This window comes from Streptomyces sp. NPDC036813, assembly GCF_055609245.1.
The window spans coordinates 291,353-316,915 of record NZ_JBVJPV010000010.1 but is presented as its reverse complement, the minus strand read 5'-3'; the positions used below and the strand labels follow the sequence as shown (position 1 = coordinate 316,915).

18 protein-coding genes are annotated in these 25,563 nt (G+C 72.1%); 8 read left to right on the top strand and 10 right to left on the bottom strand.

The window, feature by feature from the left end; genetic code table 11:
* The 3 genes from ACZ67Q_RS22495 to ptsP form a co-directional block, all read left to right on the top strand.
* A partial coding sequence (locus ACZ67Q_RS22495; protein WP_471184834.1) for a hypothetical protein occupies positions 1 to 193 on the top strand: 193 nt, incomplete at its 5' end.
* Between the two features lie 234 nt (positions 194 to 427).
* Positions 428 to 877: a PTS sugar transporter subunit IIA gene (locus tag ACZ67Q_RS22490; RefSeq protein WP_361637403.1), complete on the top strand. Its 450-nt coding sequence runs from the start codon at positions 428 to 430 to the stop codon at positions 875 to 877.
* Between the two features lie 78 nt (positions 878 to 955).
* Complete coding sequence (gene ptsP / locus ACZ67Q_RS22485) at positions 956 to 2,626, top strand: phosphoenolpyruvate--protein phosphotransferase (RefSeq protein ID WP_471184831.1); 1,671 nt, start codon at positions 956 to 958, stop codon at positions 2,624 to 2,626.
* Between the two features lie 79 nt (positions 2,627 to 2,705).
* On the opposite strand, the gene ACZ67Q_RS22480 is transcribed toward ptsP, so the two are convergent.
* Both ACZ67Q_RS22480 and ACZ67Q_RS22475 read right to left on the bottom strand, forming a co-directional pair.
* Positions 2,706 to 3,599 carry a hypothetical protein gene (locus ACZ67Q_RS22480; RefSeq protein ID WP_471184830.1) on the bottom strand — a complete coding sequence of 298 codons (894 nt, stop codon included), beginning with the start codon at positions 3,597 to 3,599 and terminating at the stop codon, positions 2,706 to 2,708.
* A gap of 22 nt (positions 3,600 to 3,621) precedes the next feature.
* Complete coding sequence (locus ACZ67Q_RS22475) at positions 3,622 to 4,830, bottom strand: MFS transporter (RefSeq protein ID WP_471184828.1); 1,209 nt, start codon at positions 4,828 to 4,830, stop codon at positions 3,622 to 3,624.
* A 111-nt stretch (positions 4,831 to 4,941) separates the two neighbouring features.
* Here ACZ67Q_RS22475 and ACZ67Q_RS22470 point away from each other — a divergent pair, with 111 nt between their 5' ends.
* Complete coding sequence (locus ACZ67Q_RS22470; RefSeq protein ID WP_471184827.1) at positions 4,942 to 6,261, top strand: aminotransferase class I/II-fold pyridoxal phosphate-dependent enzyme; 1,320 nt, start codon at positions 4,942 to 4,944, stop codon at positions 6,259 to 6,261.
* A 24-nt stretch (positions 6,262 to 6,285) separates the two neighbouring features.
* Here ACZ67Q_RS22470 and ACZ67Q_RS22465 read toward each other — a convergent pair whose 3' ends face one another.
* Positions 6,286 to 8,253: an acetoacetate--CoA ligase gene (locus tag ACZ67Q_RS22465; RefSeq protein WP_471184826.1), complete on the bottom strand. Its 1,968-nt coding sequence runs from the start codon at positions 8,251 to 8,253 to the stop codon at positions 6,286 to 6,288.
* 214 nt (positions 8,254 to 8,467) lie between these two features.
* Here ACZ67Q_RS22465 and ACZ67Q_RS22460 point away from each other — a divergent pair, with 214 nt between their 5' ends.
* Entirely contained in the window at positions 8,468 to 10,834 is a 2,367-nt protein-coding gene (locus ACZ67Q_RS22460) for a glycoside hydrolase family 31 protein (protein ID WP_471184823.1), read from the top strand.
* A gap of 26 nt (positions 10,835 to 10,860) precedes the next feature.
* On the opposite strand, the gene ACZ67Q_RS22455 is transcribed toward ACZ67Q_RS22460, so the two are convergent.
* Entirely contained in the window at positions 10,861 to 11,397 is a 537-nt protein-coding gene (locus ACZ67Q_RS22455; protein WP_471184820.1) for an NUDIX domain-containing protein, read from the bottom strand.
* A gap of 67 nt (positions 11,398 to 11,464) precedes the next feature.
* Positions 11,465 to 12,283 (bottom strand): M15 family metallopeptidase, encoded by an 819-nt coding sequence (locus tag ACZ67Q_RS22450; protein ID WP_471184817.1) that lies wholly within the window; start codon positions 12,281 to 12,283, stop codon positions 11,465 to 11,467.
* A 171-nt stretch (positions 12,284 to 12,454) separates the two neighbouring features.
* On the opposite strand from ACZ67Q_RS22450, the gene ACZ67Q_RS22445 reads away from it, so the two are divergent.
* Positions 12,455 to 14,077 carry an EAL domain-containing protein gene (locus ACZ67Q_RS22445; protein ID WP_471184815.1) on the top strand — a complete coding sequence of 541 codons (1,623 nt, stop codon included), beginning with the start codon at positions 12,455 to 12,457 and terminating at the stop codon, positions 14,075 to 14,077.
* Between the two features lie 729 nt (positions 14,078 to 14,806).
* Positions 14,807 to 16,327, top strand: a complete 1,521-nt coding sequence (gene glpK, locus ACZ67Q_RS22440) for a glycerol kinase GlpK (RefSeq protein WP_471184812.1) — start codon at positions 14,807 to 14,809, stop codon at positions 16,325 to 16,327.
* Between the two features lie 119 nt (positions 16,328 to 16,446).
* Here glpK and ACZ67Q_RS22435 read toward each other — a convergent pair whose 3' ends face one another.
* The 5 genes from ACZ67Q_RS22435 to ACZ67Q_RS22415 are packed head-to-tail and all read right to left on the bottom strand — an operon-like array spanning position 16,447 to position 24,609.
* Positions 16,447 to 17,052, bottom strand: a complete 606-nt coding sequence (locus ACZ67Q_RS22435) for a GTP-binding protein (RefSeq protein ID WP_471184809.1) — start codon at positions 17,050 to 17,052, stop codon at positions 16,447 to 16,449.
* The gene (locus ACZ67Q_RS22430) at positions 17,033 to 20,650 is read right to left on the bottom strand and encodes a hydantoinase B/oxoprolinase family protein (protein WP_471184806.1); all 3,618 of its coding nucleotides are present in this window, start codon (positions 20,648 to 20,650) and stop codon (positions 17,033 to 17,035) included. Before ACZ67Q_RS22430 ends, ACZ67Q_RS22435 begins: the two co-directional genes overlap by 20 nt.
* A 24-nt stretch (positions 20,651 to 20,674) precedes the next feature.
* Positions 20,675 to 21,070, bottom strand: a complete 396-nt coding sequence (locus ACZ67Q_RS22425; RefSeq protein WP_471184803.1) for a DUF742 domain-containing protein — start codon at positions 21,068 to 21,070, stop codon at positions 20,675 to 20,677.
* Between the two features lie 9 nt (positions 21,071 to 21,079).
* Complete coding sequence (locus ACZ67Q_RS22420; RefSeq protein WP_361637363.1) at positions 21,080 to 21,511, bottom strand: roadblock/LC7 domain-containing protein; 432 nt, start codon at positions 21,509 to 21,511, stop codon at positions 21,080 to 21,082.
* Positions 21,508 to 24,609 (bottom strand): sensor histidine kinase, encoded by a 3,102-nt coding sequence (locus ACZ67Q_RS22415; protein ID WP_471184870.1) that lies wholly within the window; start codon positions 24,607 to 24,609, stop codon positions 21,508 to 21,510. Before ACZ67Q_RS22415 ends, ACZ67Q_RS22420 begins: the two co-directional genes overlap by 4 nt.
* Positions 24,610 to 25,032: 423 nt before the next feature.
* Between ACZ67Q_RS22415 and ACZ67Q_RS22410 the strand changes: the two genes are divergently transcribed.
* Complete coding sequence (locus ACZ67Q_RS22410) at positions 25,033 to 25,557, top strand: hypothetical protein (RefSeq protein WP_471184799.1); 525 nt, start codon at positions 25,033 to 25,035, stop codon at positions 25,555 to 25,557.
* Positions 25,558 to 25,563 lie beyond the last annotated feature (6 nt).

Genomic DNA, 25,563 nt, shown 5'->3' with positions numbered 1-25,563 from the left:
CGGGGTATCAACATATCTGGCGTTGACTTTTGGCACGCTGTTGAGTTCTCAAGGAACGGTCGCTTCCTTTGTACTCACCCTCTCGGGCTTTCCTCTGGGCTTCCCTTCGGTGTTTCCAACTCTACCAGGCTTTTTCCGGCCCCCCGACCACCGTCCTGCGGGCATGCAGAAGGTGATCCGAGATAGGATCTGACAAGTTGGGGTGCTGCTCGGGCGATGATGCTCGTTGGCATCACTCAGCCGGTCGCAGGAGTACGACTGTACACGGAGCCGCGGAGCCGGTGCAAATCCGTGGGAGATGTGGTCTAGACCTCTATTCGGATCTCTCATGCGGAACCGGTACTACCTATGACATACCCTGCTGCTCAGTGCGCCGTCCGGGACAGGCGAGACGGCCCTTTTGATCTCCACCCCTGGGAGGTTTCCCATGACCACCGTGACGTCCCCTCTTGCAGGACGTGCCATCGGACTGGCGGCCGTGCCGGATCCGGTCTTCTCCGGGGCCATGGTCGGCCCGGGTACCGCGATCGACCCCGACCGTGAGGCCTCCGAGGCCGTAGCGCCGGTGGACGGAGTCATCGTCTCTCTGCACCCGCACGCCTTCGTGGTCGTCGACGAGAGCGGGCACGGCGTGCTCACGCATCTCGGCATCGACACCGTGCAGCTGAACGGCGAGGGCTTCGAGCTGCTCGTCAACAAGGGGGACACCGTCACGCGCGGCCAGGCCATCGTGCGCTGGAACCCGGCCGCCGTGGAGGCCGCGGGCAAGTCTCCGATCTGCCCGGTGGTCGCCCTGGAGGCCACGGCCGAGGCGCTTCACGAGCTTCGCGAGGACGGCGACCTGAAGACCGGCGACAGCCTCTTCGTCTGGCAGTGACGTCGGCGCCGTCCTGTGACGGCTGGTAGGACAACCACCGCGGCGGCGGGACCCGCCGCACTATCGGAGACGGGTGAGATGGAGACAACGCTGCGAGGCGTCGGCGTGAGCCACGGTGTGGCGATCGGCGAGGTTCGGCACATGGGAACGGCGGTGCTCGAACCGCCGGCGAAGCAGATCCCGGCGGAGGAGGCGGAGCGCGAACAGGGGCGTGCCCGCAAGGCCGTGGAGGCTGTGGCTGCCGATCTGATGGCGCGCGGCAATCTGGCGGGGGGCGAAGCCCAGGCCGTGCTCGAGGCGCAGGCCATGATGGCCCAGGATCCCGAGCTGATGGCGGACGTGGACCGTCGTATCGCCGTGGGCAGCACGGCCGAGCGCGCCGTGTACGACGCGTTCGCCTCGTACCGGGAGCTGCTGGCCGCGGCGGGCGAGTACCTGGCCGGCCGGGTGGCCGACCTCGACGACGTGCGGAACCGTATCGTCGCCCGTCTGCTCGGGGTGCCGATGCCCGGCGTGCCGGACAGCGACGAGCCGTACGTGCTCGTGGCCCGGGATCTCGCGCCCGCCGACACGGCGCTGCTGGACCCGACACTGGTCCTCGGCTTCGTCACCGAGGAGGGCGGTCCGACCAGCCACAGCGCGATCCTGGCGCGGGCCCTGGGGGTGCCGGCCGTGGTCGCGCTGCCGGGTGCCGGGGAACTGGCCGAGGGCACGCTGATCGCGGTCGACGGCAGCACCGGTGAGATCTTCGTGAATCCGACCGAGGAGCGGAAGGCACAGCTGGAGGCTGCCGCGGCCGACCGCAAGGCCGCGCTGGCCGCGGCGACCGGTCCGGGCGCCACCGCCGACGGGCACAAGGTGCCGCTGCTCGCCAACATCGGCGGCCCCGCTGATGTGGCCGCCGCGGTGGAGGCCGGTGCCGAGGGTGTCGGGCTGTTCCGTACCGAGTTCCTGTTCCTGGACGACAGCAAGAAGGCGCCGTCCGAGGAGAAGCAGGTCGATTCCTACCGGCAGGTGCTCGAGGCGTTTCCCGAGGGCCGTGTGGTCGTGCGGGTGCTGGACGCGGGGGCCGACAAGCCGCTGGACTTCCTGACGCCCGGCGACGAGCCGAATCCGGCGCTGGGCGTGCGGGGTCTGCGGACCCTGCTCGACCACCCCGAGGTGCTGCGCACCCAGCTGACGGCGCTGGCGAAGGCTGCCGAGGGTCTTCCGGTCTACCTCGAGGTCATGGCCCCGATGGTGGCGGACCGCACCGACGCCAAGGCGTTCGCCGACGCGTGCCGTGAGGCCGGTCTGCGGGCGAAGTTCGGCGCGATGGTCGAGATCCCGTCGGCAGCGCTGCGGGCGCGCTCGATCCTGCAGGAGGTCGAGTTCCTGTCGCTGGGCACGAACGACCTGGCGCAGTACACCTTCGCCGCGGACCGCCAGGTGGGTGCGGTGTCGCGTCTGCAGGACCCGTGGCAGCCGGCGCTGCTCGACCTGGTCGCGCTGTCCGCCGAGGCGGCGAAGGCCGAGGGCAAGAGCTGCGGTGTCTGCGGTGAGGCCGCGTCCGACCCGCTGCTGGCATGTGTGCTGACCGGTCTGGGTGTCACCTCCCTTTCCATGGGTGCGGCGTCGATTCCTTATGTCCGGGCGACCCTGGCGAAGTACACGCTCGCGCAGTGCGAGCGGGCGGCCGCGGCGGCCCGGGCCACCGACAGTGCCGAGGAGGCGCGCGCCGCGGCTCAGGCGGTGCTGTCCGGCGAGTAGCCGCGTCCGGCACGCTGCGTAGGGAGGGGCGCTCCGCTTTCGGGCGGGGCGCCCCTTCGTGTTGTGCTGGGGCCGGTTGTCAGGGTCGGTGGTGGTGCGGTGTCTCGCTGGTGCCGAGGTCGGGCGGTTCGCAGTAGTCGACGTCGGATTCCGGGGAGACGAGGTCGCCGGTCTCGATGTCGGTGCAGTAGGCGTCGAAGACCTCGCCGGCGGTCAGGGGGTGGAGTGTGTTGCCCCGCAGGCGCCATCCGTAGATGCGGTCCGGGCTGCCGGGTGCGCTGGTGCGCATGACGAGGCCGCCGGGGCCGTCGGTGGCGAGTCCCAGGGCGAGGACGGTGGTGAACTCGAGGGCTTCCGCTTCGTCGAGTTGGGTGGCGCGGTCGTCGTCCTGGTCGGCGTGGAGAACGGCGACGAGGGTTTCCGGTGGGCCGGAGACGCTGCAGACGAGATGCCGGTTGCCGGGCGGTGCGGTGTCGAGGACGCGCAGGAGGAGCGCGGAGGCGTGCGTGAAAGCAGCGCGTCCGATGTCCTCGCCGCAGGTGGCGCATTTGCCGAGGCGCGCCAGCAGAGTGGCGGCGTACTCCCAGGTGGCCTGGCGGACTGCCTCGTCGACGAGGGCGGGGAGGAGTTCGCTCAGGGGTTGTCCCTCGTAGGGGATGGTGGGGCCGGTGGTGGCGAGTTCGGCGGTGAAGCGAGTGCGGTGGGAGGGGTTGTCGGGGTCCAGGCCGCGCTCCGTGCAGTAGGCGGCGTACTCCTCGGGGTCGAAGAGGGTGACGGTGGTGTGGCCGCCCTGGGTGGCGCGGGCCCTGAGGAGGGCTTCGACCTCGCGCAGGTAGGTGGTGTGGTCGTCGAAGGTGAAGCTGCGGTAGCGCCGCATGGCGCGGAAGTCGTGTTCGTCGGTGAGCAGGCCGATGGTGCCGGCGATTTCCCGGCGAAGGACGCGTCGCATGGTCCGGCGGTCGGTGTGCGCCATGTTTCCCCCTGTGCGCAGTCGATCAGTGCTCACTCACAGTAACCGGGGGCACTGACAACGGGGTCCCGCCGAGTCGGTCGCGGACGAGCCGGTGCTGGATTGCGCAGGTCAGGGCGATGGCCGCGCCGAAGAGGGTCCAGCCGAGGGGGCCCGTGGCGATGGCCGCGGTGACCGCGAGCGGGCCGGCGCTGCGCTGGGCGGCCTGGGCGAGGCCGTGGACGCCGAGGTAGGCGCCGAGAGCGCTGTCGGGGGCGAGGGCGACGGAGAGTTCCCAGGAGATGGTGGCGTGCAGCATCTCGGCGACGGTGAAGGCGGCGGCCGCAGCCGTGAGCAGGACGATCGCGGTGACGGTGGTGCCGCTGGCCGAGAGCGCCATGGTCAGGCCGCCCAGCGCGAAGGCGGCGGAGAGCGGGAGCAGGAGGCGGCGAGCGGCGGCGGTCGTGGTGCCGAACCGGGCCAGCGGGATTTGGAGGGCCACGACCATCAGGTTGTTGAGAACGAGGAGGAGCGGGGCCAGGCCGTGGGGAACGTTGCCGGCGTGCGCGATCCACAGGGGGAGACCGATCTTGAAGACGGCGTCGTCGAGGGAGAGGACGGTCTCGGTGGCGACGTAGGTGAGGTAGGTGCGGTCGCGCCAAGGGCTGTGGGCCGGGGCCGGTGAGGACGGCATGGCCGACGTGGTGACGGTCCGGTGGGCGGAGGGGGGTTCGGCGCAGCGCAGGGTGAGGAGCGCGCAGAGCAGGAAGGAGAGGGCGTCGCCGGTGAGCAGGCAACGGTAGGCGGTGGTGGTGCCGAGGGTGAGGGCGGTTGCGGCGGCCAGGCCGCCGAGGGCCCAGCCGGCGTTGGCGAGGGTGCGGTGCAGGGCTTGGTAGCGGACCCGGTCGGGGCCGGCGATGCGGGTGGCATAGAGCTTGGTCAGGACGTTGGCGGCGCGGTCGCCGAGGCTGCCGGCGGCGGAGAAGAGGAGCAGGAGGGCGAAGCGGTCGGTGGTGAGCAGGGCGAAGGAGGCGATCGCCCGGAGGATCTGGACGGTGACGAGGATCCTGGTGATCGGGAACCGGTCGGCGAGCCGTCCGCCGAGGGGGGAGCCCGCGAGGCCGACGGCTCCGGCGGCTGCGGCGAGGGTGCCGATCTGGGAGAGGGACAGGTGGGCGACGTAGGCGAAGTAAAGGACGGAGACGGAGGCCCACAGTCCGCTGCCGATGCGGTCGACGAAGGCGATGAGCAGCATGGTCCGCCCGTCGGGTCCTCCGGGTATGCGTGCCTTTCCCTTGGCTGTCCGGTGCGTTCGGCGCACGGCTCCCCCTTGCATCCCATTATGTATTGATACATAATTATCAACGTGGCAACACAATATGGGATCGCTGGTACGACGGCCAAGGGAATTGCCGCGTCCGTGGAACGGTGCGTGGCCGAGGGGGCGTTGGCGCCGGGCGCCGCGCTGCCTCCGGTGCGACGGCTGGCGGACGAACTGGGTGTGAGTCCGGGCACGGTCGCCACGGCGTACAAGGAGTTGCGACAGCGCGGCATCGTGGTGACGCGCGGCCGGGGCGGGACGGTGGTGGCGCCGGCGCCGTCGGTCGCCTCCCGCCGGCCGCCCAAGGTGCCGGAGGGCCTGCGCGACCTGGCGGGCGGACACCCCGATCCCCGCTTGCTGCCCGCTCTCGTACCGCCGTCCCGCCTCTCCCCCGGCGCGCGTTCGCACCGCTCGACGCCCCGGCTGGCGCACCTCGAGGAAGCAGTGCGTGACTGGCTGCGGCCCGACGGAGTGCCCGTGAAGCACGTGACGTTCGCCCATGGGGCGCTCGATCTGATCGGGCGGCTGTTGTCGGTGGAGCTGCGCCCCGGGGACGCCGTGGCGATGGAGGACCCCGGCTATCACCATCTGCTGGACCTGGTCGCCGCGCTCGGACTGCGGATCGTGCCGGTGGGGGTGGATGACGAGGGGATGCGGCCGGACGCCCTGCGCGACGCGCTGCGCGCGGGAACGCGCGCCGTCGTGTACAGCCCACGGGCGCAGAATCCCTACGGCGGCTGTTTCTCGGCGGCGCGCAGGGACGCGCTCGCGGAGGTGCTGCGGGGGGCCGGTGACCTGTTGGTCGTGGAGAACGACCATGCCTCCGCGGTCGCCGACGCCCCGCTGTGGACGCTCACCGCCTCAGGGATCGCGCGCTGGGTGCATGTGCGGACAGTGAGCAAGTTCCTCGGGACGGACCTGCGCTGGGCGGCGGCGGCCTGTGATCCGGTGACGCTGGCCCGGCACGACGGCAGACTGCTGCTGACGTCGGGGTGGGTGAGCCACCTGCTGCAGGAGACCGTGCACGGGTTGATGACGGACTCGGGCACGCGGGCGTTGGTGGCACGCGCGCGTGGAGAGTACGGGCATCGACGACAGGCGCTGAAGGGCGCGCTCGCGGAGCGGGGCATCGTCGCACACGGGGCGAGCGGGATGAATCTGTGGGTGCCCGTCCGGGACGAGTCCGCTGTGGTGAACGGGCTGCGGTCGTACGGCTGGTGGGTCGCGGCCGGCGCCCGGTTCCGGATGGCGTCGCCCGCGGGGGTGCGCATCTCGGTCGCCGAGCTGGAGGGCGCCGACGCCGCGCGGCTGGCCTCGGACTTCGCCGCCGTACTGGGCGAGTCCGAGGCCACCTACGGCGGCTGAGGCGCAGCAGCCGGCTCGCGGGCCTCAGGCGCGCTTGCGGGCCAGGTCCTCGTAGAAGTGCAGCAGGTCGAGGTTGTCGATGGAGCCCGGGTTGACGGCCTTCTCCAGGGAGGTGCCCTGCAGGAGGCGCTTGACCGGGACCTCGATGCGCTTGCCGGTGAGGGTGTGCGGGACCCCGGGCACCTCGATGATCTCGTCGGGGACGTGGCGCGGGGACAGCTGCTCGCGGATCGTGCGCTTGATCCGGTCGGTGAGCGCGTCGTCCAGCACCGCTCCCGGAGCCAGGTGCACGAACAGCGGCATCCAGTAACCGCCGTCGGGCTGCTCGACGCCGATGACGAGGGACTCCCGGATCTCCGGCAGGCGCTCGACGGCCTCGTAGATGTCGGCCGAGCCCATGCGCACGCCCTGGCGGTTCAGGGTGGAGTCCGAGCGGCCGTGGATGATCACCGAGCCGCGTGAGGTGACGGTGATCCAGTCGCCGTGGCGCCACACGCCGGGATAGGTGTCGAAGTAGCTGTCGTGGTAGCGGCTGCCGTCGGGGTCGTTCCAGAAGTAGATCGGCATCGACGGCATCGGGTTGGTGACGACCAGCTCGCCGACCTCGTCGGTCAGGGGCTTGCCACTGGGGTCCCAGGACTGCAGGTCGGTGCCCAGGCAGGGGGCCTGGAGTTCGCCGATGTACACCGGGAGGGTCGGAACGGCGCCCGCGAAGCAGGAGCACACGTCCGTGCCGCCGCTGACCGAGGCGATCCACAGGTCGTCGCGCACCTCGTCGTGCAGCCAGCGGAAGCCGTCCGGGGGCAGCGGGGAGCCCGTGGTGGCGACGCACCGCACGCGGGAGAGGTCGAAGTCCCGCGCGGGGTGCACGCCGGCCTTGCGGCAGGCCATGACGTACGCGGCGGACGTGCCGTAGAGGGTGGCGCCCGTGCGTTCCGCGACCCGCCACTGGGCGCCGGTGTCGGGGTAGCCCGGGCTGCCGTCGTACAGAACGATCGTGGTGCCGGTCAGCAGGCCGGAGACGAGGAAGTTCCACATCATCCAGCCGGTCGAGGTGTACCAGAAGAAACGGTCCTCGGGGCCGAGGTCGCAGTGCAGGCCGAGCTGCTTGAGGTGCTCGACCAGGATGCCGCCCTGCGACTGGACGATGGCCTTGGGCAGGCCGGTCGTGCCGGAGGAGTACAGGACCCACAGCGGGTGGTCGAAGGGCACCGGCTCGAAGACCGGCTCGGTGTCCGCCGCGGTCAGCGCCGACCACTCGAGCGCCCCCTCGGGAGCCTCGGTGCCCAGCAGCGGGATGTGCACCACGGCCCGCAGCGTGGGCAGCTCGCGGCGCAGCTCGGCGACGGTGTCACGGCGGTCGTGTTCCTTGCCGCCGTAGCGGTAGCCGTCCACGGTGAACAGTACGACCGGTTCCACCTGCTGGAAGCGGTCGAGGACACTGCGGGCGCCGAAGTCGGGGGCGCAGGACGTCCATACGGCGCCGACGGCGGCCGTCGCGAGCAGGGCGACGACGGCCTGCGGGATGTTGGGCAGATAGCCGCTGACCCGGTCTCCGGGGCGTACGCCGAGAGCGCGCAGCTCGGCGGCGAGGGAGCCGACCTGGCGGCGCAGCTCGCCCCAGGTCACCGGGCGCGCTTCGTGGGTCTCGTCGACGTGGAGCAGCGCCGGCGCGTCGGCTCGGTCGGCGGCCGCGCGCAGGGCGTGCTCGGCGTAGTTGAGGGTCGCCCCGGGGAACCACTGGGCCCCGGGCATGGCGCGGTCACCGAGCACGCGCGTGTACGGCGTGGTGAACCGTACGTCGAACCACTGGGTGACGGCCGTCCAGAAGGACTCGAGGTCGTCGACGGACCAGCGCTGCAGCGCCGCGTAGCCGCCGTCGGCGGGTGCGCCGTGGTGCTCGGCCGCCCAGGTCTGGAACCTGGTCACCTGGGCTTGGGCGATGCGCTCCGGATCCGGCTGCCAGAGCGGTTGCGGGTTCACGGTCGTCATGGGGGCGGCTCCCGGGCTGTGCGCGTCGTGTGCGTCCTCCGCGCACGGGCTGGGGTGTGCGCGTGACGCGGCTGGAACGGACGATGCCATGTGATCGTCTTCTGCACCAGGGTTCGCCGCACATAGTTCGTGTCGTGAAGATGTGGTCCGATCACGGGTGAACGGCAGTTGAACGACGCACGCGCGTGGGCCGGTCAATGGCAGGGTGAGCAGCATGGACGGTCGTGACCTGGTGCGTTCGATGAAGCTGGTCGGTTCGGTGGGGACGGCCCAGGGATTGCGTACCGTGCGGGCGGCGTGGCGCAGGAGGCGGGCCGACGCCGTCGGGCTGCCACGGCGCGGGGCCGAACGGGCGCGAGTGCCCGGCATCATCCAGGAGGTGGAACCCGGGCCGGGCGGCGGCGTCATCCGTTTCGGCCGCTCGGAGCTGCGCCTTCTCGTCGCCGTCAACGGGGCCGCGTTCTGGGGCTGGGACGGGGCCGGCGCGGAGCCGTCGTACGCCCTGGCGGGCCGCTGCCCGGAGCCCGACCCCCGGGCGTCGCTGGAGCCGGACAAGGACGGCGGCTGGCGGGTGGTGGCCGAGCGGGTGACGGTCGCCGTCTCGCGGCACGGCGCCGTGGAGATCCGCACGCCCGGCGGGGTGACACTGCGCCGCGAGGATCCGCCCAGGTGGTGGGAGCCGGCCGACGGCGGCGCGGGCCGCTGGATGGTGCGCTCCGAGGTGGCCCCGGACGCGCGGTTCTTCGGCCTCGGCGGACGGGCGAGCGGCCCCCGGCTGCGGAACGGGACCTACCGCCTGTGGAACACCGACCCCGAGCACGCCTTCGCCCCCGGTGACGACCCGCTGTACATCACCATGCCGGTGCAGGTGGTGGTGGCGGACGCGGGGACGCACCTGCTGTTCCACGACAACTCCTGGGACGGGACGGTGACCCTGCGGGAGGGCGAGGAGGGAGCCGGGTCGGGGCACGACCGGCCCGGGGTCAGCGAGCTGCGCGTCGAGGGAGGTCCCCTGCGCTGCTGGGTGATGGTGGGCACTCCCGCGCGCGTGCTGCTCGCCTGGGCCTCGCTGACCGGGGCGCCCGCCCTGCCGCCCGCGTGGGCGCTCGGCCACCAGCACGCCCGCTGGGGCTTCGGCAGCGAGCAGGAGGTACGGCGGATCGTCGCGGGCTACCAGGAGCGCGGTCTGCCGCTCGACGCCGTCCACCTCGACATCGACCACTTCGACGGCCACCAGGTGTTCACCGTCGACCGGGAGCGCTTCCCGGCGCTGCCGCAGCTCGCCGAGGAGCTGCGCCGGGACGGGATCCGTCTGGTCTCGATCGTGGACCCGGCCGTCAAGGCCGCCCCGGGCAACGACTTGTACGACGGTGGCGAGGACCTGGACGTGTTCGTGCGGGACGCCTCCGGGCAGCTCGTCGAGGGGGTGGTGTGGCCGGGGGGCGCGGTGTTCCCGGACTTCACGCAGGCACGCGTGCGCAAGTGGTGGGGCGGACTGTACGCGGAACGACTCACCCAGGGCTTCGCGGGCTTCTGGCACGACATGAACGAGCCGACGTCGTTCACGGCCTTCGGCGAGTCGACACTGCCGCGATCGGCCCGGCACTGCCTGGAGGGGCGCGGCGGCGACCACCGCGAGGCGCACAACGTCTACGCCCTGTGCATGGCGCGTGCAGCGTACGAGGGCCTGCGCGAGCTGACACCCCGCGAGCGCCCCTTCCTGTTCTCGCGTTCCGGGTGGGCGGGGATGCAGCGGTACGGCGGGACCTGGTCCGGCGACGTCGCCACCGGCTGGCCCGGGCTGCGGGCGTCCTTGTCGCTCGTGCTCGGCCTCGGGCTGTGCGGGGTGCCGTACTCGGGTCCGGACGTCGGCGGGTTCGACGGCAGTCCGTCGCCGGAGCTGTTTCTGCGGTGGTTCCAGCTGGCCGCGTATCTGCCGCTGTTCCGCACGCACGCGAGCATGGACGCGGGCCGCAGGGAGCCGTGGGAGTTCGGGGCCGACGTACTCGAGCACGCGCGCGTGGCGCTGGTGGAGCGCCGGCGTCTGCGGCCGTACTTCGTGACCCTCGCGCACCTGGCCCGGCGTACCGGCGCTCCGTATGTGCGGCCCCTGTGGTGGGGTGCCCCTGAGGACCGGGCGCTGCGCGGTTGTGAGGACGCCTTTCTGCTCGGTGACTGCCTGCTGGTGGCGCCGGTGTTCGACCCGGGGGCGGACCGGCGCGCGGTGCAACTGCCTCGTGGCCGCTGGTACGACACGGCCACGGGACGGGCGTACGAGGGGCCCGGCCGGGTGGTGCTCGATGCGCCGCTGTCGCGGATCCCGGTGCTGGCACGCGCGGGTGCCGTGCTGCCGGTGCGCGGCGACGACGGGCGGCCGGCGCTGGAGGTGTGGGCGCCGGCGCCGGGCCGTTCGGGGGGCGGGCTGGTGGTGGCGGACACGGGTGACGGCTGGGACGAGGCGGAGATCGAGCGGTACGTCACCCGCTGGGAGGGCACGCGCGTGGTCGTGCGGCTTCAGGGCCAGGACGGTCTGCGCGAGCCGTCCCTTCCGGTCCGGGTGCGGGGGCTCGGCCCGCGCTGACGTGCGGGTACGCGCAACGCTGTCGCTCAGACGTAGCGGCCCTCGAACCAGGCCCGGACGGCCGCCGTGTGCAGCGGGAACGCGAGCTGCTCCGGGCGGCGCAGGAGGTGCCAGCCCTGCGTCTCGTTGGTGGCCGCCGACGGCGGCAGCCCTTCGGCGGGGCGCTCGGGCAGCAGCCCGAACAGCAGCAGGTGGCCGTCGGGAGAACTCATGGCATCGACCAGGCGGACGTCGCGGCCGGCCGCGTCGATGCCCGTCTCCTCCTTGAGCTCGCGGACGACGGCCTGCCGCCAGTCCTCCCGGTCGTCGACGTACCCGCCGGGCAGGGCGATGCCCCCGCGCGCGGGTGCGACGGTCCGGGTGATCACGACCAGGGCGGTGCCCTGTGTGTCGTACACGGGCTGCAGGGCGATCGCCACGGGCAGCGGGTTGCGGTAGGCGACCGTGCCGCAGCCCGAGCAGGTGCGCGGCCAGTCGGTGACGCCCTCTCCATAGGGCGTGCCACAGCTCGAACAGTGGGAGCCGGGACCGGAGTTGGAAGTGGAGTGCTGGATTTCGGACACGCGCGGACTGTATCCGATCGGAGAGGGCGCCGACTTCAGGCGGTTGGAAGTACCTTCATGGCCGACTTCAGGCGGTTGGCCGTTCCTTCGTGAGCGACTTGGCGGAGACGGGGAAGTCGAAGTAGGTGCCGGGGTAGGGCTCGGGCTTGTAGGTGTAGTGCCACCACTCCTCGGCGAGGTTCACGAAGCCGAGGCTCTCGAGGGTGGTCTTCAGGAGTAGCCGGTTGGCACGCTGCTCGCCCTGGACACGCGGATCGAGGGTGTGGGAAAGAGTGTCGAAGCAGTCGAATCCGGTCCCCATGTCGAGGGAGTTGTCCGGAAAGCGCTCCTTCTTGGGGGCGTAACAGGGCACGAGCGGTTGCCCCGGCACGTAAGGGTGCGTCGGCCGGGCGGGCAGCCGCACGATCGTGAGGTCCATGGTCGAGCCCCGGCTGTGGCCGGACTTCTCCGCGATGTACCCGTCGGCGAACAGCCGGGTCTTGTCGACGTGCGGGTAGAACTCGGCCTTCATCCGCTGGTCGTCGAGGTCCTTCGCCCACCGCACGAAGTGGTCGACGGCCCGCTGCGGCCGGTAGCAGTCGTACACCTTGAGGCTGTAGCCCTCGCGCAGCAGCCTCTGCTGCGCGAGGTGGAGCGCCTGGGCGGCGGGCCGCGTGAGGATGCACATCGGCTGCTCGTAGCCGTCGATGCGTTCCCCGACGAAGTTGTGCGGCGTGAAGTAACGGATCTCCTGGAGGATCGTCGCGTCCACGGCTCTCAGCGCGACGAAGTCCGCGGGGGCCTTGGGCTCTGTGGACGCCCGGGCGGTGGCGGAGGCCAGGGGCACGGTCAGCAGGGCGGTGAGCGCGGTGATCAGCGCACGCGCCAGACGGGGCAGTCGTGTCATGCCCCTTGCATCTACCAGGTACGTGGGCGGGCGGGCAGCCGATTACCCGCATCAGCGGCCGCCGGACGGGGACGGGGGTCCCCATCCTACGCTGAGTGATCGCTCGGGAATCCTGCGTGAACGTCTCATGAACTGCGCCTGGGCGCGCTCCCGCGGCGCCATCATGCTCCCGTGCGCTCCTGGACGGATACTCTCCGCTTCGCTTTCCAACCGGTGGTCAACCTCGCCACCGGCGGGGTCGCGGGCCTGGAGATCCTTGCCCGCCCGGAGGTCGGCGACATCCTGGCCGAGGCCCGCCGCGATCCGGAACTGGACGGGCAGCTCGCGATGTCGGCGTTCCGCGCGGCCGTGCACAAGGAGACGCTGCTGCCGTTGCAGGTGAACGTCTTCGCGGGGACCCTGGCCGATCTCGGCGGGCTGGCCGGGTTGCACGACGCGGTGCGCGAGGCCGGCCGGCTGCCCTGGGAGGTGACCGTCGACATCGGCCCGCCGTACACGCACGTGCCGCAGCGGGCCCTGCTGGAGGCAGTGGGCGTGCTGCGCCGCCAGGGCTTCCGGATCAGCGCCGACGGGGTCGGGGACGGGGACGTGCCGCTGCGGCTGCTCACGGACCTCTCCCCCGAGCTGGTGAAGCTCGACGCGTCACTGCTGGCGCGGCCCGCGGCGGTGCGGGCGATGCGGACGCTGTGCGACGAACTGGGCGCCCTGCTGGCCGTGGAGGGCGTGGAGACGGAGTCCCAGTGCAGCGCGGCGCTGACGGCCGGTGCGCAGCTGGCCCAGGGCGAGCTGTTCGCGCCGCCGGCGCGGCTGCCCGCCGCGGACGTCTACGTTCCGCCCCGCTCCCCCGGCCTCGTCCCGCCGCCCCGCTCGGGGCCGCCGGTCCGGCAGTTCGTCCGCCCGGCCGCACTGCTGCCCGCCGACGCCTCCGCGGGCCGGGTGCGGGATCTGCTGACCGGGTCGCCCGACGTGTCGGGGGTGCTGCTGGTGGACCGTGCCGGGGTGCCGGTGCGGTCGGTGCACCGCTCACGCTTCCTGCTGACGATGTCCGGGCGGTACGGCCACGCCCTGTACGCCGACCGTCCCGCGGCCAAGCTCGGGGATCCCCCGCGGACGGTCGGGATCGACGCCACCGCGTGGGAGGTGCTGGACGTCGTGGCGGTCGGCGGGCGCGACCGCACCTCGGACGATGTCGCGGTCGTCGACGCGGGCGGGCGGTGCGTGGGCGTCGTACGACTCGCGGACCTGGTGCGGGCGCTCGCCGAGAGCCGGGTGGAGGAGGCCGCCGGGCTCAACCCGCTGACCCGGCTGCCCGGCTCGGACGCCATCACCGGCGAGGTGGACCGCCGCATCGCGGCCGGGCGGGCGTTCGCGCTGAGCTGGCTGGACGTCGACCACTTCAAGCAGGTCAACGACGGGGCCGGGTTCGCGGCCGGCGATGAGCTGATCCGCTCGGTCGGGCGGGCGCTGCAGCGGGCCGCGTCCGGCGCCACGCGCGTGGGGCACATCGGCGGGGACGACTTCCTGGTGCTCGCCGATCCGGACGGCCTCGGTTCGCTGGCGGCGGCCGTACTGGACGCGCCGTGGGCGGCCGGCGGCCTGCCGGTGACGCTGTCCCTGGCCACCGTGGTGTGCGCGCCAGGGACCGTCAGCGACCACCGGCAGGCGGCGGCGTCCCTGGCGCCGTTGAAGAAGGCCGCGAAGGCGCTGCGCGGGGCGAGCTGGGTGCTGGGCCGCGCCGGCCTGGCCGGTCATGAGGTCCTGCGAGGGGCCGAGGGGGCTCCGGTGGCGTCCTGAGGGGCTTTCGGAGGCTTCGGGGCTTCCCCGGACGAGGAGGCCATTTCCGCGTCTCTGGACGGCCTTGGTGGCGTTCTGAGCGGCCTTCCGGGGCGAGCCTGAGGGCCTTTCGGGGCGAGGAGGGCACATCTGCGCCCCTGGCGGCCTTTTGGGCCCGCCGGGCGGGCCGGAGGCGGCCTACGTTCCGGAGGGCGTGAGGGGCCGCCGTGAGCCGCGAGGGAAGCCGATGGCGCCCAGGCAGGGACACGGCGGGCGGGGATGTGTGAGCGTCGGCCCCGGACAGTTCCTCGAACGGGCGGTCGATGCCGGTGCGTGAGGGGCCCAACGCGTGCGGTCGCCGACCTTGACGCTCCCTGAGCACCGGGGAAGACTTCCCGTTGTCAGCCGACATCGCCGTACATTCTCGGCGAATCACGCACCGTGCCGTGTGGGCTCTCTGCGTACCAGGCCTGTCTCGGGGCGGGTCGGCTGCGACGGCACGCTCGTCACGGGCGGACGCCGGGCGGGGCGCGCAGGTGACCCGCCCGCGACCGAAGCCGCACGGAAAGCGCACCCTGCACGGAGCACCGAGGTTGATCATCGCCGGACCCGGGAGCCGCCATGCGCAGCGGAGGCACCGCTCGCCGATCGGGGCGATTCTGGAAACCGGCCGCCGGCCCGCCGACGGAAGGACACAGCGCGGGCCTCGTCCACCACCCAGCCTGCTGAGCCGAAGCACAAGGGGTAGCCATGACGGACAACGCCGAGAAGTACGTCGCCGCCATCGACCAGGGCACCACGTCGAGCCGCTGCATCATTTTCAACCACTCCGGCGAGATCGTCGCCGTGGACCAGCGCGAGCACCGCCAGATCTTCCCGAAGCCCGGTTGGGTCGAGCACGACGCCACCGAGATCTGGTCGAAGGTGCAGGCGGTGGTCGCCGGGGCAGTCGCCAAAGCCGGCCTGCGTGCCGACCAGCTGAGCGCCCTCGGCATCACCAACCAGCGCGAGACGACCGTCCTGTGGGACCGCGCCACCGGCAAGCCCGTGCACAACGCCATCGTCTGGCAGGACACCCGCACCGCCGGGCTCTGCCGCGAACTGGGCGGATCCGACGGGCAGGACCGCTTCCGCGAGCAGACCGGACTGCCGCTGGCCAGCTACTTCTCCGGGCCCAAGGCCGCCTGGCTGCTCGACAACGTGCCCGACCTGCGCACCCGCGCCGAGCGTGGGGAGATCGCCTTCGGCACCATCGACTCCTGGCTCATCTGGAACCTCACCGGCGGCACCGACGGCGGACGGCACGTCACCGACGTGACCAACGCCGGGCGGACCATGCTGATGAACCTCGAGACCCTGCAGTGGGATCCGTCCATCCTGTCGGCGATGAACGTGCCGGAAGCGGTGCTGCCGGAGATCCGGTCCTCGGCGGAGGTGTACGGCACCGCCATCGGCCAGCTCGGCGGCGTGCCCGTGGCCTCCGCGCTGGGCGACCAGCAGGCGGCCGTGTTCGGGCAGTGCTGCTACGACGTGGGCACCGCCAAGAACACCTACGGCACGGGCAGCTTCCTGCTGCTCAACACGGGCAACCGGCCGGTGCCCTCCAAGAGCGGACTGCTGACGACGATGGGCTACAAGATCGGGGACGAGGCTCCGGTCTACTGCCTGGAGGGCGCCATCGCGATAACGGGTGCGCTGGTGCAGTGGTTCCGCGACCAGCTCGGCATCATCCGCACGGCTGACGAGATCGAGCCGCTCGCGGCGAGCGTCGAGGACAACGGCGGCGCGTACATCGTGCCCGCGTTCTCCGGACTGTTCGCGCCGTACTGGCGCTCGGACGCACGTGGTGTCGTCACCGGGCTGACCCGGTACGTGACCAAGGCGCACCTCGCGCGTGCGGTGCTGGAGGCCACCAGCTGGCAGACCCGTGAGGTCGTGGACGCCATGTTCCAGGACTCGGGCGTGGAGATCACCAGCCTGAAGGTGGACGGAGGCATGACGAAGAACAACCTCCTCATGCAGCACCAGGCCGACGTGCTCGGGGTGCCGGTGATCCGGCCCAAGGTCTCCGAGACCACCTGCCTGGGCGCGGCCTACGCCGCGGGACTGGCCACCGGGGTGTGGAACGACCTGGACGAACTGAAGGCGCACTGGCAGGAGGACGCCGAGTGGAGGCCGTCGATGGAGGACTCGGTGCGCGAGCGCGAGTACCACAACTGGCGCAAGGCGGTGGAGAAGAGCTTCGGCTGGCTGGAGGACGGTGACGACTAGCCACGCGCGCGTGCACGGCCCGCGAGGAGATGCGCACGGCCCCTGAGGGACACGCGTGCGTGCGCGCTCGGACTGCGGCTCGTACCCCGGTCGGCGGGGGTACGAGCCGCACCCGTGCGTCAGGTGGTGACGGCCCGGCGGTGTTCGGCCGTGTATGCCATCGCGTGCTGGACGACGCCGATCAGCACGTCCTTGACCGACCCGCGGTCGCGGGCGTCGCACAGCACGACCGGAACCTCGTCGTCCAGGTCCAGCGCCGCGCGGACGTCCTCGGCCGGATACCGTGCGGCCCCCTCGAAGCAGTTGACGCCGACGACGAAGGGGATGGAGCGGCGCTCGAAGTAGTCGACGGCGGCGAAGCAGTCCTCCAGGCGGCGGGTGTCGGCCAGGACGACGGCGCCGAGCGCACCCTCCGACAACTCGTCCCACATGAACCAGAAGCGTTCCTGGCCGGGTGTGCCGAAGAGGTACAGCACCAGGTCCTCGCGGAGGGTGATGCGCCCGAAGTCCATCGCGACGGTGGTGGTGTGCTTGCTCTCCACTCCTCGCGTGTCGTCGACGGGGCGTCCCGCCTCGGTGAGCAGTTCCTCGGTGCGCAGCGGTCTGATCTCGCTGACCGCGCCGACCAGCGTGGTCTTGCCCACGCCGAAGCCGCCGGCCACGAGGATCTTGAGCGTGACGGGCTCGACCGGGGGCTTGCCGCGTTCAGAGCGCCCGAAGATCATCGGTTCCTTCTCCTGCTCGGTGGGGGTCGTCCGGCGGCGGGCCGTAGCCCCCTCCGCCGGGGGTTTCGATGACGAGAACGTCGCCGGGTGCGACGTCGGCCGAGTCGCTGCCGCCCAGGTGGATCACGGTGCCGTCCGCGCGCTCGACCCGGTTGGCGCCCAGGGCTCCGGGCTCGCCTCCCGCCATCCCGTACGGCGCCACCCTGCGGTGCTGCGACAACGTGGAGACGGTCATGGGGGCGTCGAAGCGGATGCGGCGCACCGATCCGTCACCGCCGCGCCACTGTCCGGCGCCGCCGCTGCCGCGCCGGATCGCGAACTCCTCGAGCCGCACGGGCAGCCGCCACTCCAGCACCTCGGGGTCGGTGAGCCTGGAGTTCGTCATGTGGGTCTGCACGACGCTCGCGCCGGGGAAACCGTTCCCGGCGCCGGAGCCGGAGGCGACGGTCTCGTAGTACTGGTGCCGGTCGTTGCCGAAGGTGACGTTGTTCATCGTGCCCGAGCCCTCGGCCTGCACGCCCAGCGCCGCGTACAGCGCTCCGGTGATGGCCTGGGACGTCTCCACGTTGCCGGCGACGACGGCGGCGGGCGGCTCGGGGGCCAGCATCGAGCCGGGAGGCACGACGATCCGCAGCGGGCGCAGACAGCCGTCGTTGAGCGGGATGTCGTCGGCGACCAGGGTGCGGAAGACGTACAGGACGGCGGCGTTGACGACCGAGAAGGGCGCGTTGAAGTTGGTGTCCAGCTGCGCTGAGGTACCGGTGAAGTCGATGGTGGCCGCGCGCTGCGCGCGGTCCACGCGCACGCGTACCCGGATCACCGCCCCGGAGTCGGTCTCGTAGGCGTACTCGCCGTCGTCCAGCGCGTCGATCACGCGGCGGACGGCCTCTTCGGCGTTGTCCTGGACGTGCCTCATGTAGGCCTGCACGACGTCGAGCCCGAACGTGTCGATCATCCGGCCGACCTCCTCGACGCCCTTGTGGTTGGCGGCGATCTGGGCCCGCAGGTCGGCGAGGTTGGTCCTGGGGTTGCGGGACGGGTGGGGTGCCTCGGTCAGCAGGCGGTGCGTCTCCTGTTCGCGCAGGCGGCCGCCCTCGGCGAGCAGCCAGTTGTCGAACAGGACGCCTTCCTCCTCGATGGTCCGGCTGTCCGCGGGCATGGAGCCCGGCGCGATGCCGCCGATCTCGGCGTGGTGGCCCCGGGAGGCGACGTGGAAGAGGATCCGCTCACCCTGCGTGTCGAAGACGGGGGTGATCACGGTGACGTCGGGCAGATGGGTGCCGCCGTGGTACGGGTCGTTGACGGCGTAGGTGTCCCCTGGCCGCATCCGGGCACCGCGGCGCCGGATGACCTCCTTGACGCTGGTGCCCATCGAGCCCAGGTGGACGGGGATGTGCGGGGCGTTGGCCACCAGGTTTCCGTCGGGGTCGAACAGGGCGCAGGAGAAGTCCAGACGCTCCTTGATGTTGACCGACTGCGCGGTGGACTCCAGGCGGGCGCCCATCTGCTCCGCGATCGACATGAAGAGGTTGTTGAAGATCTCCAGCCGGACGGGGTCGGTTTCCGTGCCCACATCGGAACTCTGCGTGACCGCGACGCGTTCCATGACCAGATGCCCGTCGTCACGGGCGGCGGCTTCCCAGCCGTCGTCGACGACGGTGGTCGCGCCGGCCTCCGTGATGATCGCGGGTCCGGTGACGGCATGGCCGGGAGCCAGGTGCTCACGGCGGTGCAGGGGGACGTCGCGCCAGGCGCCGCCGGTGTGCAGGCGGACGGTCTCGGGCGCGGCGGAGGTGCCTTCGTACGGGGCGAGGGCGGACAGATCGGGGGGTGCCGTGATGCCGGTGGCTTCGACGGAGAGGGCTTCGACGACGATCGGACGGTCGAGCGTGAAGGAGTACGTGGCGCGATGACGTTCCTCGAACGCCTGCCGCATGGCGTCCGGCTCGGTCAGCTCGACGGTGAGGGGGGTGTCGGTGCCGTCGTAGCGCAGTTGGGCCCGGCGGCTGACGCGGATGCGGTCCTCGGGCACGTCCTCGGCGAGGAGTTCGGCGCGGGCCGCGGCCTCCAGGTCGTCGGCCGTCCGGCGCACGCCGGGGAGTGCGGAGGAATCCAGCGGGGCCTCGACGGACTGTTCCCGCATGGCGGTGGTGTCGGCGAGGCCGATGCCGAGGGCGGACAGCACGCCGGCCATGGGCGGGACGAGGACGGTGCGGATGCCGAGCGCGTCGGCGACCATGCACGCGTGCTGGCCGCCCGCGCCGCCGAACGTGGTGAGGGTGTAGCGGGTGACGTCGTGGCCCTTCTGCACGGAGATCCGCTTCACCGCGTTGGCGATGTTGGCGACGGCGATCTGCAGGTAACCCTCGGCCACCTGTTCGGGGGTGCGCTCGTCGCCGGTTTGCTCATGGATCTGCCGCGCGAGCGCGGTGAAGCCGTCCCGGACGGTGTCGGCGTCCAGGGGCTGGTCGCCGTCCCGGCCGAAGACCTGGGGGAAGTGCGCCGGCTGGATACGGCCGAGCATGACGTTGGCGTCCGTCACGGCGAGCGGTCCGCCGGCGCGGTAGCAGGCGGGGCCGGGGTCCGCGCCCGCCGAGTCCGGCCCTACGCGGTAGCGGGAGCCGTCGAAGTGCAGGACCGAGCCTCCGCCGGCCGCGACGGTGTGGATGTCGAGCATCGGGGCGCGCAGCCGGACCCCGGCGATCTGGGTGGTGAAGACACGTTCGTAGGCGCCGGCGAAGTGCGAGACGTCGGTGGAGGTGCCGCCCATGTCGAAGCCGATGACCCGGTCGAAGCCGGCCAGTTGCGACATCCTGGCCATGCCGACGATGCCGCCGGCCGGGCCCGACAGGATGGCGTCCTTGCCGCGGAACTGCCCGGCTTCGGCGAGGCCGCCGTTGGACTGCATGAACATCAGCCGTACGCCCTTCAGCTCGTCCGCGACGTGCTGGACGTAGCGGCGGAGCACGGGCGACAGATAGGCGTCGACGACGGCGGTGTCACCGCGCGGGACGAGCTTCATCAGCGGGCTGACCTCGCTGGACAGCGAGATCTGCGGGAAACCGATGCGCTCGGCCAGCTCACCGACGGCCCTCTCGTGCGCCGGGTGGAGATGGCTGTGCATGCAGACCACGGCGACGGCGCGGATCCCGTCGTCGTACGCCTGCCGGAGGGGTCCGCTGAGAGCGTCCAGGTCGGGGGCGCGCAGTACGGTCCCGTCGGCGGCCATGCGTTCGTCGACCTCGACGACCCGCTCGTAGAGCAGCTCGGGCAGCTCGATGTGGCGGGCGAAGATGTGCGGGCGGTTCTGGTAGGCGATGCGCAGGGCGTCGCGGAAGCCGCGGGTGATCACCAGCAACGTGCGTGCGCCCTTGCGTTCGAGCAAGGCGTTGGTGGCGACCGTGGTGCCCATACGGACGGCCTCCACCGGCTCCGCGGAACCGGCGAGCAGGGTGCGCACGCCGGCGACGGCCGCGTCGTCATGGCGTGTGGGGGTGTCCGAGAGCAGCTTGTGCGTCACGAGGCGGCCGTCCGGGCGGCGCGCGACGATGTCGGTGAACGTGCCGCCCCGGTCGACCCAGAACTGCCAGCCCGTCATGTCCTCACCCGGCTTCCACGCTGTTCACAGCGCTCGCAGGCCGTTGATCACGTCGCGCAGAATACTCTCGTCGGGCAGCTCGGCAGGCGGTACGGGCCGGTTCACATGGACGAATTCGGCGTGCACGAGATCGCCGATGAGGACCCGGACCACGCCGATGGGCAGATCGAGCTCCGCGGCCAGCTCGGCGACCGACTGCGGGGTGGTGCGGCACAGCTCGACGATGTCCACGTGCTCCGGGGAGAGCGTGGGATCGGTTTCCGGGTCACCCGCGCCGGGTTCCGTGACGACCACCGCGATCAGGTCGAGGCGGTGCTGGGCCGCACTGGTGGTGCGGCCGCGCGTCATGGCGTACGGGCGGACGACGGGTCCGGCCTCCTCGTCGAACCAGCGGCTGCTTGCCTGACCGTCTGCGCTCATGACCTGTCACTACCCGCCGGAGGGCAGATCGGTGCGCGGTGCGGTGCCCAGATGCACACCGACCCGCTTGACGAGGAGAGTCATCTCGTAGGCGACCTGGCCGACGTCCGAGTCGGCGTCGGACAGCACGGCGAGGCAGCTGCCGTCGCCCGCGGCGGTCACGAAGAGAAAGGCGTCGTCGAGCTCCACCACGGTCTGGCGGACACTGCCGGCCTCGAAGTGGCGGCCCACGCCCTTGGCGAGGCTGTGGAAGCCCGAGGCGACGGCGGCGAGGTGCTCGCCGTCCTCCCGGGTCAGGTCCTTGGACACCCCGGTCGGCAGGCCGTCGCCGGAGAGCACGACGGCCTTGCGGATGCTCGCGACGCGGTCCACCAGATCGTCGAGCAGCCAGTTGAGCTCCCCGTTGCTGGTCGTGCGGCCGGTCGGCTTCGGTGCGGTCATCGACCGTCCCCCTTAGTGGTTCCCTGTGGTGCTGAGCCGCTCTGGGCGTTCTCGCCTGCGGCGTTCTCCTCGCGGCCGCGCTGCCAGCCACGCTGGAGCGAGGCCATGCGGCTGCGTACTTCTTCCGCGTCCCGTTCCTCGGGCTCGGCCGCCGCGGGGCGGGAGCCACGGGTGGGCGTCTGCTTGAGCTGCGGAGCCAGGCTGGCCTGGCGCACCCGCCGGGGCAGCCGGCCCTGCGCGGCGGGAGCCTCGGCGGGCATGGCGGGCGGCGTGGTGCCGGTGGTGTCCCGCTTGTCGGAGGAGGCCCGGCCGGGGCTTTCCGGCAGGCGAGGGTCCCGGCCCTCGGGCCAGGTGCCGGTCGCGTCCCGCTCGTCGGAGGAGGCTCGGCCGGGCAGGCCGGGGCTTTCCGGCGACCGCTGGTCCTGGTCGTCCCGGCTCGGTCCGGTCGGTGCCGCTTCGCTGCCGCCCGGGGTCGACGCGGGACGGCTCTCGGCGGAGCCGGCCGTGCCGCCGGCGGTCAGCTCGTGCCGTCGCGGCGCGTCCGCATCCGACGGCGGGGGTCCGCCGCGTGTCCGCCGGGGCAGCGCGGGGGTGTCCGCCGGGTCGTCGGAGCCGGCGGCGACCGGTTCCACCGGGCGGCGGTCGGCCGTGCCGCGGTTGTGCGGTGCCGGGCCGCCCCGGCGGCGGGTGGGCAGGGGCGCCAGGTTCTCCGCTTCGGACGCCGGGCGCCGGCCCGGCCGGGGCACGGGCTCCGCGTCCTCCTCGTCCCGTCGTGAGCGTCGCTCGCCGACCGGACGGCCGTGCGAGCTGACGAGCTTGGGGGTCTGGCGTCGGGACAGCGGCACCGGGCCGCCCGCGGTATGCGTCCGGTCGTCCGGGTCCACGGCGTCCTGCTCGCGGTGGGTGCCGAGGCTGCCGCGCAGCGACCCACGTGGTTCGCCCACCGGCGCGTCCGGCGTCCCCGGCAGGGAGCGCCGGGGACGGAACAGGCCACCGTCCTCGTCGAGGACGCCGGGCAGGTCGCCGAGCGCGTCCAGATCGACGGGAGCATCCAGCTCGACCGGCCCGTCCAGCAGTGAGGCGGGCAGGCCGGGCAGCTGGGCGGGGCCCTTGGCGAGGGCTGCCCGGCGCCGGCCGGCCGCCTTGTTGTCCTTGGCGGTGTGCGGACGGTCCAGGCGGAAGCCGATGCCGTTGGTGTCGGGGACGTCGTCGCTCAGCAGCGCGTCCGGCAGGAAGACGACGGCGGTGGTGCCGCCGTAGGGGGACGGCTGGAGGGAGACCCGGACGTTCTGGCGCTGGGCGAGCCGGCTCACCACGAACAGGCCGAGCCGGTCGGTGTCCGACAGCTCGAACTCGGGCGTCTCGGCGAGACGCAGGTTGGCGTCGAGCAGGGCCTCGGCGGTCATGCCCAGGCCGCGGTCGTGTATCTCGAGGGTGAAGCCGTTGGCGACCCGCTCGCCGACGACGTGGACGGCGGTGTGGGGCGGTGAGAAGACGGTGGCGTTCTCGAGGAGTTCGGCGACGAGATGGGTGAGGTCGGCGACGGCCGGGCCGGTGATGGCGACCCGCGGCAGCCGGCGGACCTCGATGCGTTCGTAGTCCTCGACCTCCGCGACGGCGGCCCGGACCACGTCCATCAGCTGGACGGGCTTGCGCCACTGCCGGGAGGGGGCGGCACCGGAGAGGATCACCAGGCCCTCGGCGTGCCGGCGCATCCGGGTCGTCAGGTGGTCGAGGCGGAAGAGGTCGGCGAGCTCCTCGGTGTCCTCGGTTCTGCGCTCCATGGTGTCGAGCAGGGTGAGCTGCTTGTGCAGCAGGACCTGGCTGCGGCGGGCGAGGTTGACGAACACCTCGGAGACGCCGGCGCGCAACTCGGCCTGCTTGACGGCGGCTTCGACGGCGGCGCGCTGCAGGGTGTTGAGGGCCTGCCCGACTTCGCCGATCTCGTTCCTGTCGTACTCCAGGCGCGGGACCTCGGTCTCCACGTCGACCTTCTCGCCCGCGGAAAGGCGCCGCATCACGCTGGGCAGCCGCACGCCGGACGCCTCGTGCGCCTCCGTGCGCAGCTGGCGCAGGTCCCGGACGAGGGCGCGTCCGATGCGCACCGACAGCAGCAGGGACAGCACCAGGGCGACGAGGCCGAGGGCTCCGGCGAAGACGGCCTTGAGGATGACGTTCATCGCGACGGGCTGGACCCGGTCCTGGTAGCGGTCGCTCGCCTGGTCGTCGAGGGTGCCGAGTTCGCGCAGCGCGGCGCCTGCCGCGGTGTCCCAGTCCTTGGCGGTCACGTCGTCGGGGATACGGCCGGGGGACGCGGTGACGACCGACTGTTCGGCGGAGCGCAGCGGTGCGGTGGTGGCGTTCTTCCAGAAGCGTTCGTAGCGTTCGCGCTCTCCGTCCGGCAGTTGCGGGAGGCTGACCTCGTACAGGACCTCACGCTGGGCGACCAGGTCGGAGACGTGGCGCATCTCGTCCCGGCGGATCTTGCCGACCACCAGGGCGGAGCCGAGGAGGGCGTCCTCCCGGGAGAGCAACTCGCGGGCGCGGGCGGCGTTGACGAGGGCCCGGTACTCCTTGTCCATCTCGACGCTGTCGACGACGTCGAGTCTGGACAGCAGGGTGAAGCACGGGTCGACCAGGCGGTTGTACAGGTCGAGAGCCTGGGCGCGGCTGACGGTGCCCTGTTCGACGCTGCGGCGCAGGGAGTCGATGCCGTCGAAAGCGTCCAGGATGGCGGTGACGCCCTCGCTGTCGTCCGGGTCGAGGTCCTCGCGCACATCGGACGTCGTCGCGTTGCGCCGCACCTCGGCGACGGCCTTGTCGGTGGCGGTCCGGGTGCGGTGCAGCGCGGACAGCGCGTCGGCGGCCCGCGGGTCCGCGAGGTAGACGAGGGTCTGCCGCCGTTCCTGCTGCAGGACGCGGACGGTGTCCTCGACCGGAAAGCCGACGTTCTCCATGACGGAGGACACGCTGAACAGCCGGCCGGCCTCCCGTCCGGTGAGCACCGTGGCGAAGCCCCAGATCGCGGTCAGGGACACCAGCGGCACGAGAAGCAGCGCCACGATCTTCCGGCGGATCGACTTCCCGCGAAAGCGCATGGCCTCCCCCAGCTCGTCCCCCACCAGCAGGGGGTACACATGTACGTCAACAAACGGCGCGAGCCTACTACCGACGCACAGGTATCTCGAAGAGCCGTCCGGAACCTGAACTTCCGTACCGGTGGCGCGACATGTGGAAGTGTCCGGGCATTGCGGGAGATTGTCCGGCGGGGTACGGCGGGGCGGCCGCCGCGGAGCGGCGCACCGAACTTCCGGAACTGGCTGAATTCTTACGCCGCGCGGGAATCTTCGCGCGGTCCTGTTCGTCCTTCTCTACAGGAAATGGGGGCGGAAGGCGCCACAGGAGCCTCATCCCGCCTCCCGGGGGCATAAAGCAGCGCAAGCCGGGCAGCCAGTCAAGGAGCCGGAGATCTTCCGGCGTCGAGGGGAACGGTTCGACCGGCGGTGGGGAGGGGCACGTTGATGGGCACGGCGGAGCGGCGCCAGGTACCTGGGACCGGCACGGCGGGAGGCACGACGAAGCGGCGGGGACGGCAGCACCCGGATCTCGGTGGTCCGGCCGACGAGGGCCCGGCCGAGCGGGCGGTTCCCGAAAGCCGGGAAGCGTACCGGCCGTTGTGGGTCGAGGAGCCCGCGCGACGGCGTCGGCTGCCCGATCCGGTGCGCACGGCCGCCGTACGGGCGGTGCTGATCATCGCCGTGACGCTGATACAGGCCGTGGTGGCCTTCCTGTGCACCATGGCCGGGTCCTGGCTGGCCTTCCCGATGGTGCTGAGCAGCATCGCGAGCACGGTGGTGGCCACCTGGAGCGTCCTCGACGTGTGGGTGACCCGCCAGGTGTGGAACCAGCGCAACGGCGTGGTGTCGACGCCGAGCAGCACCGCGCGGGCGCTGCGCCGCGAGCGGCGGCGCGCCCGGCGGGCGGCCGAGCGGGGCCAGGGGCGGATACGGCGGCGCGGGGGCGCCGGGCAGCTGTCGCACCCCTGACGCCGC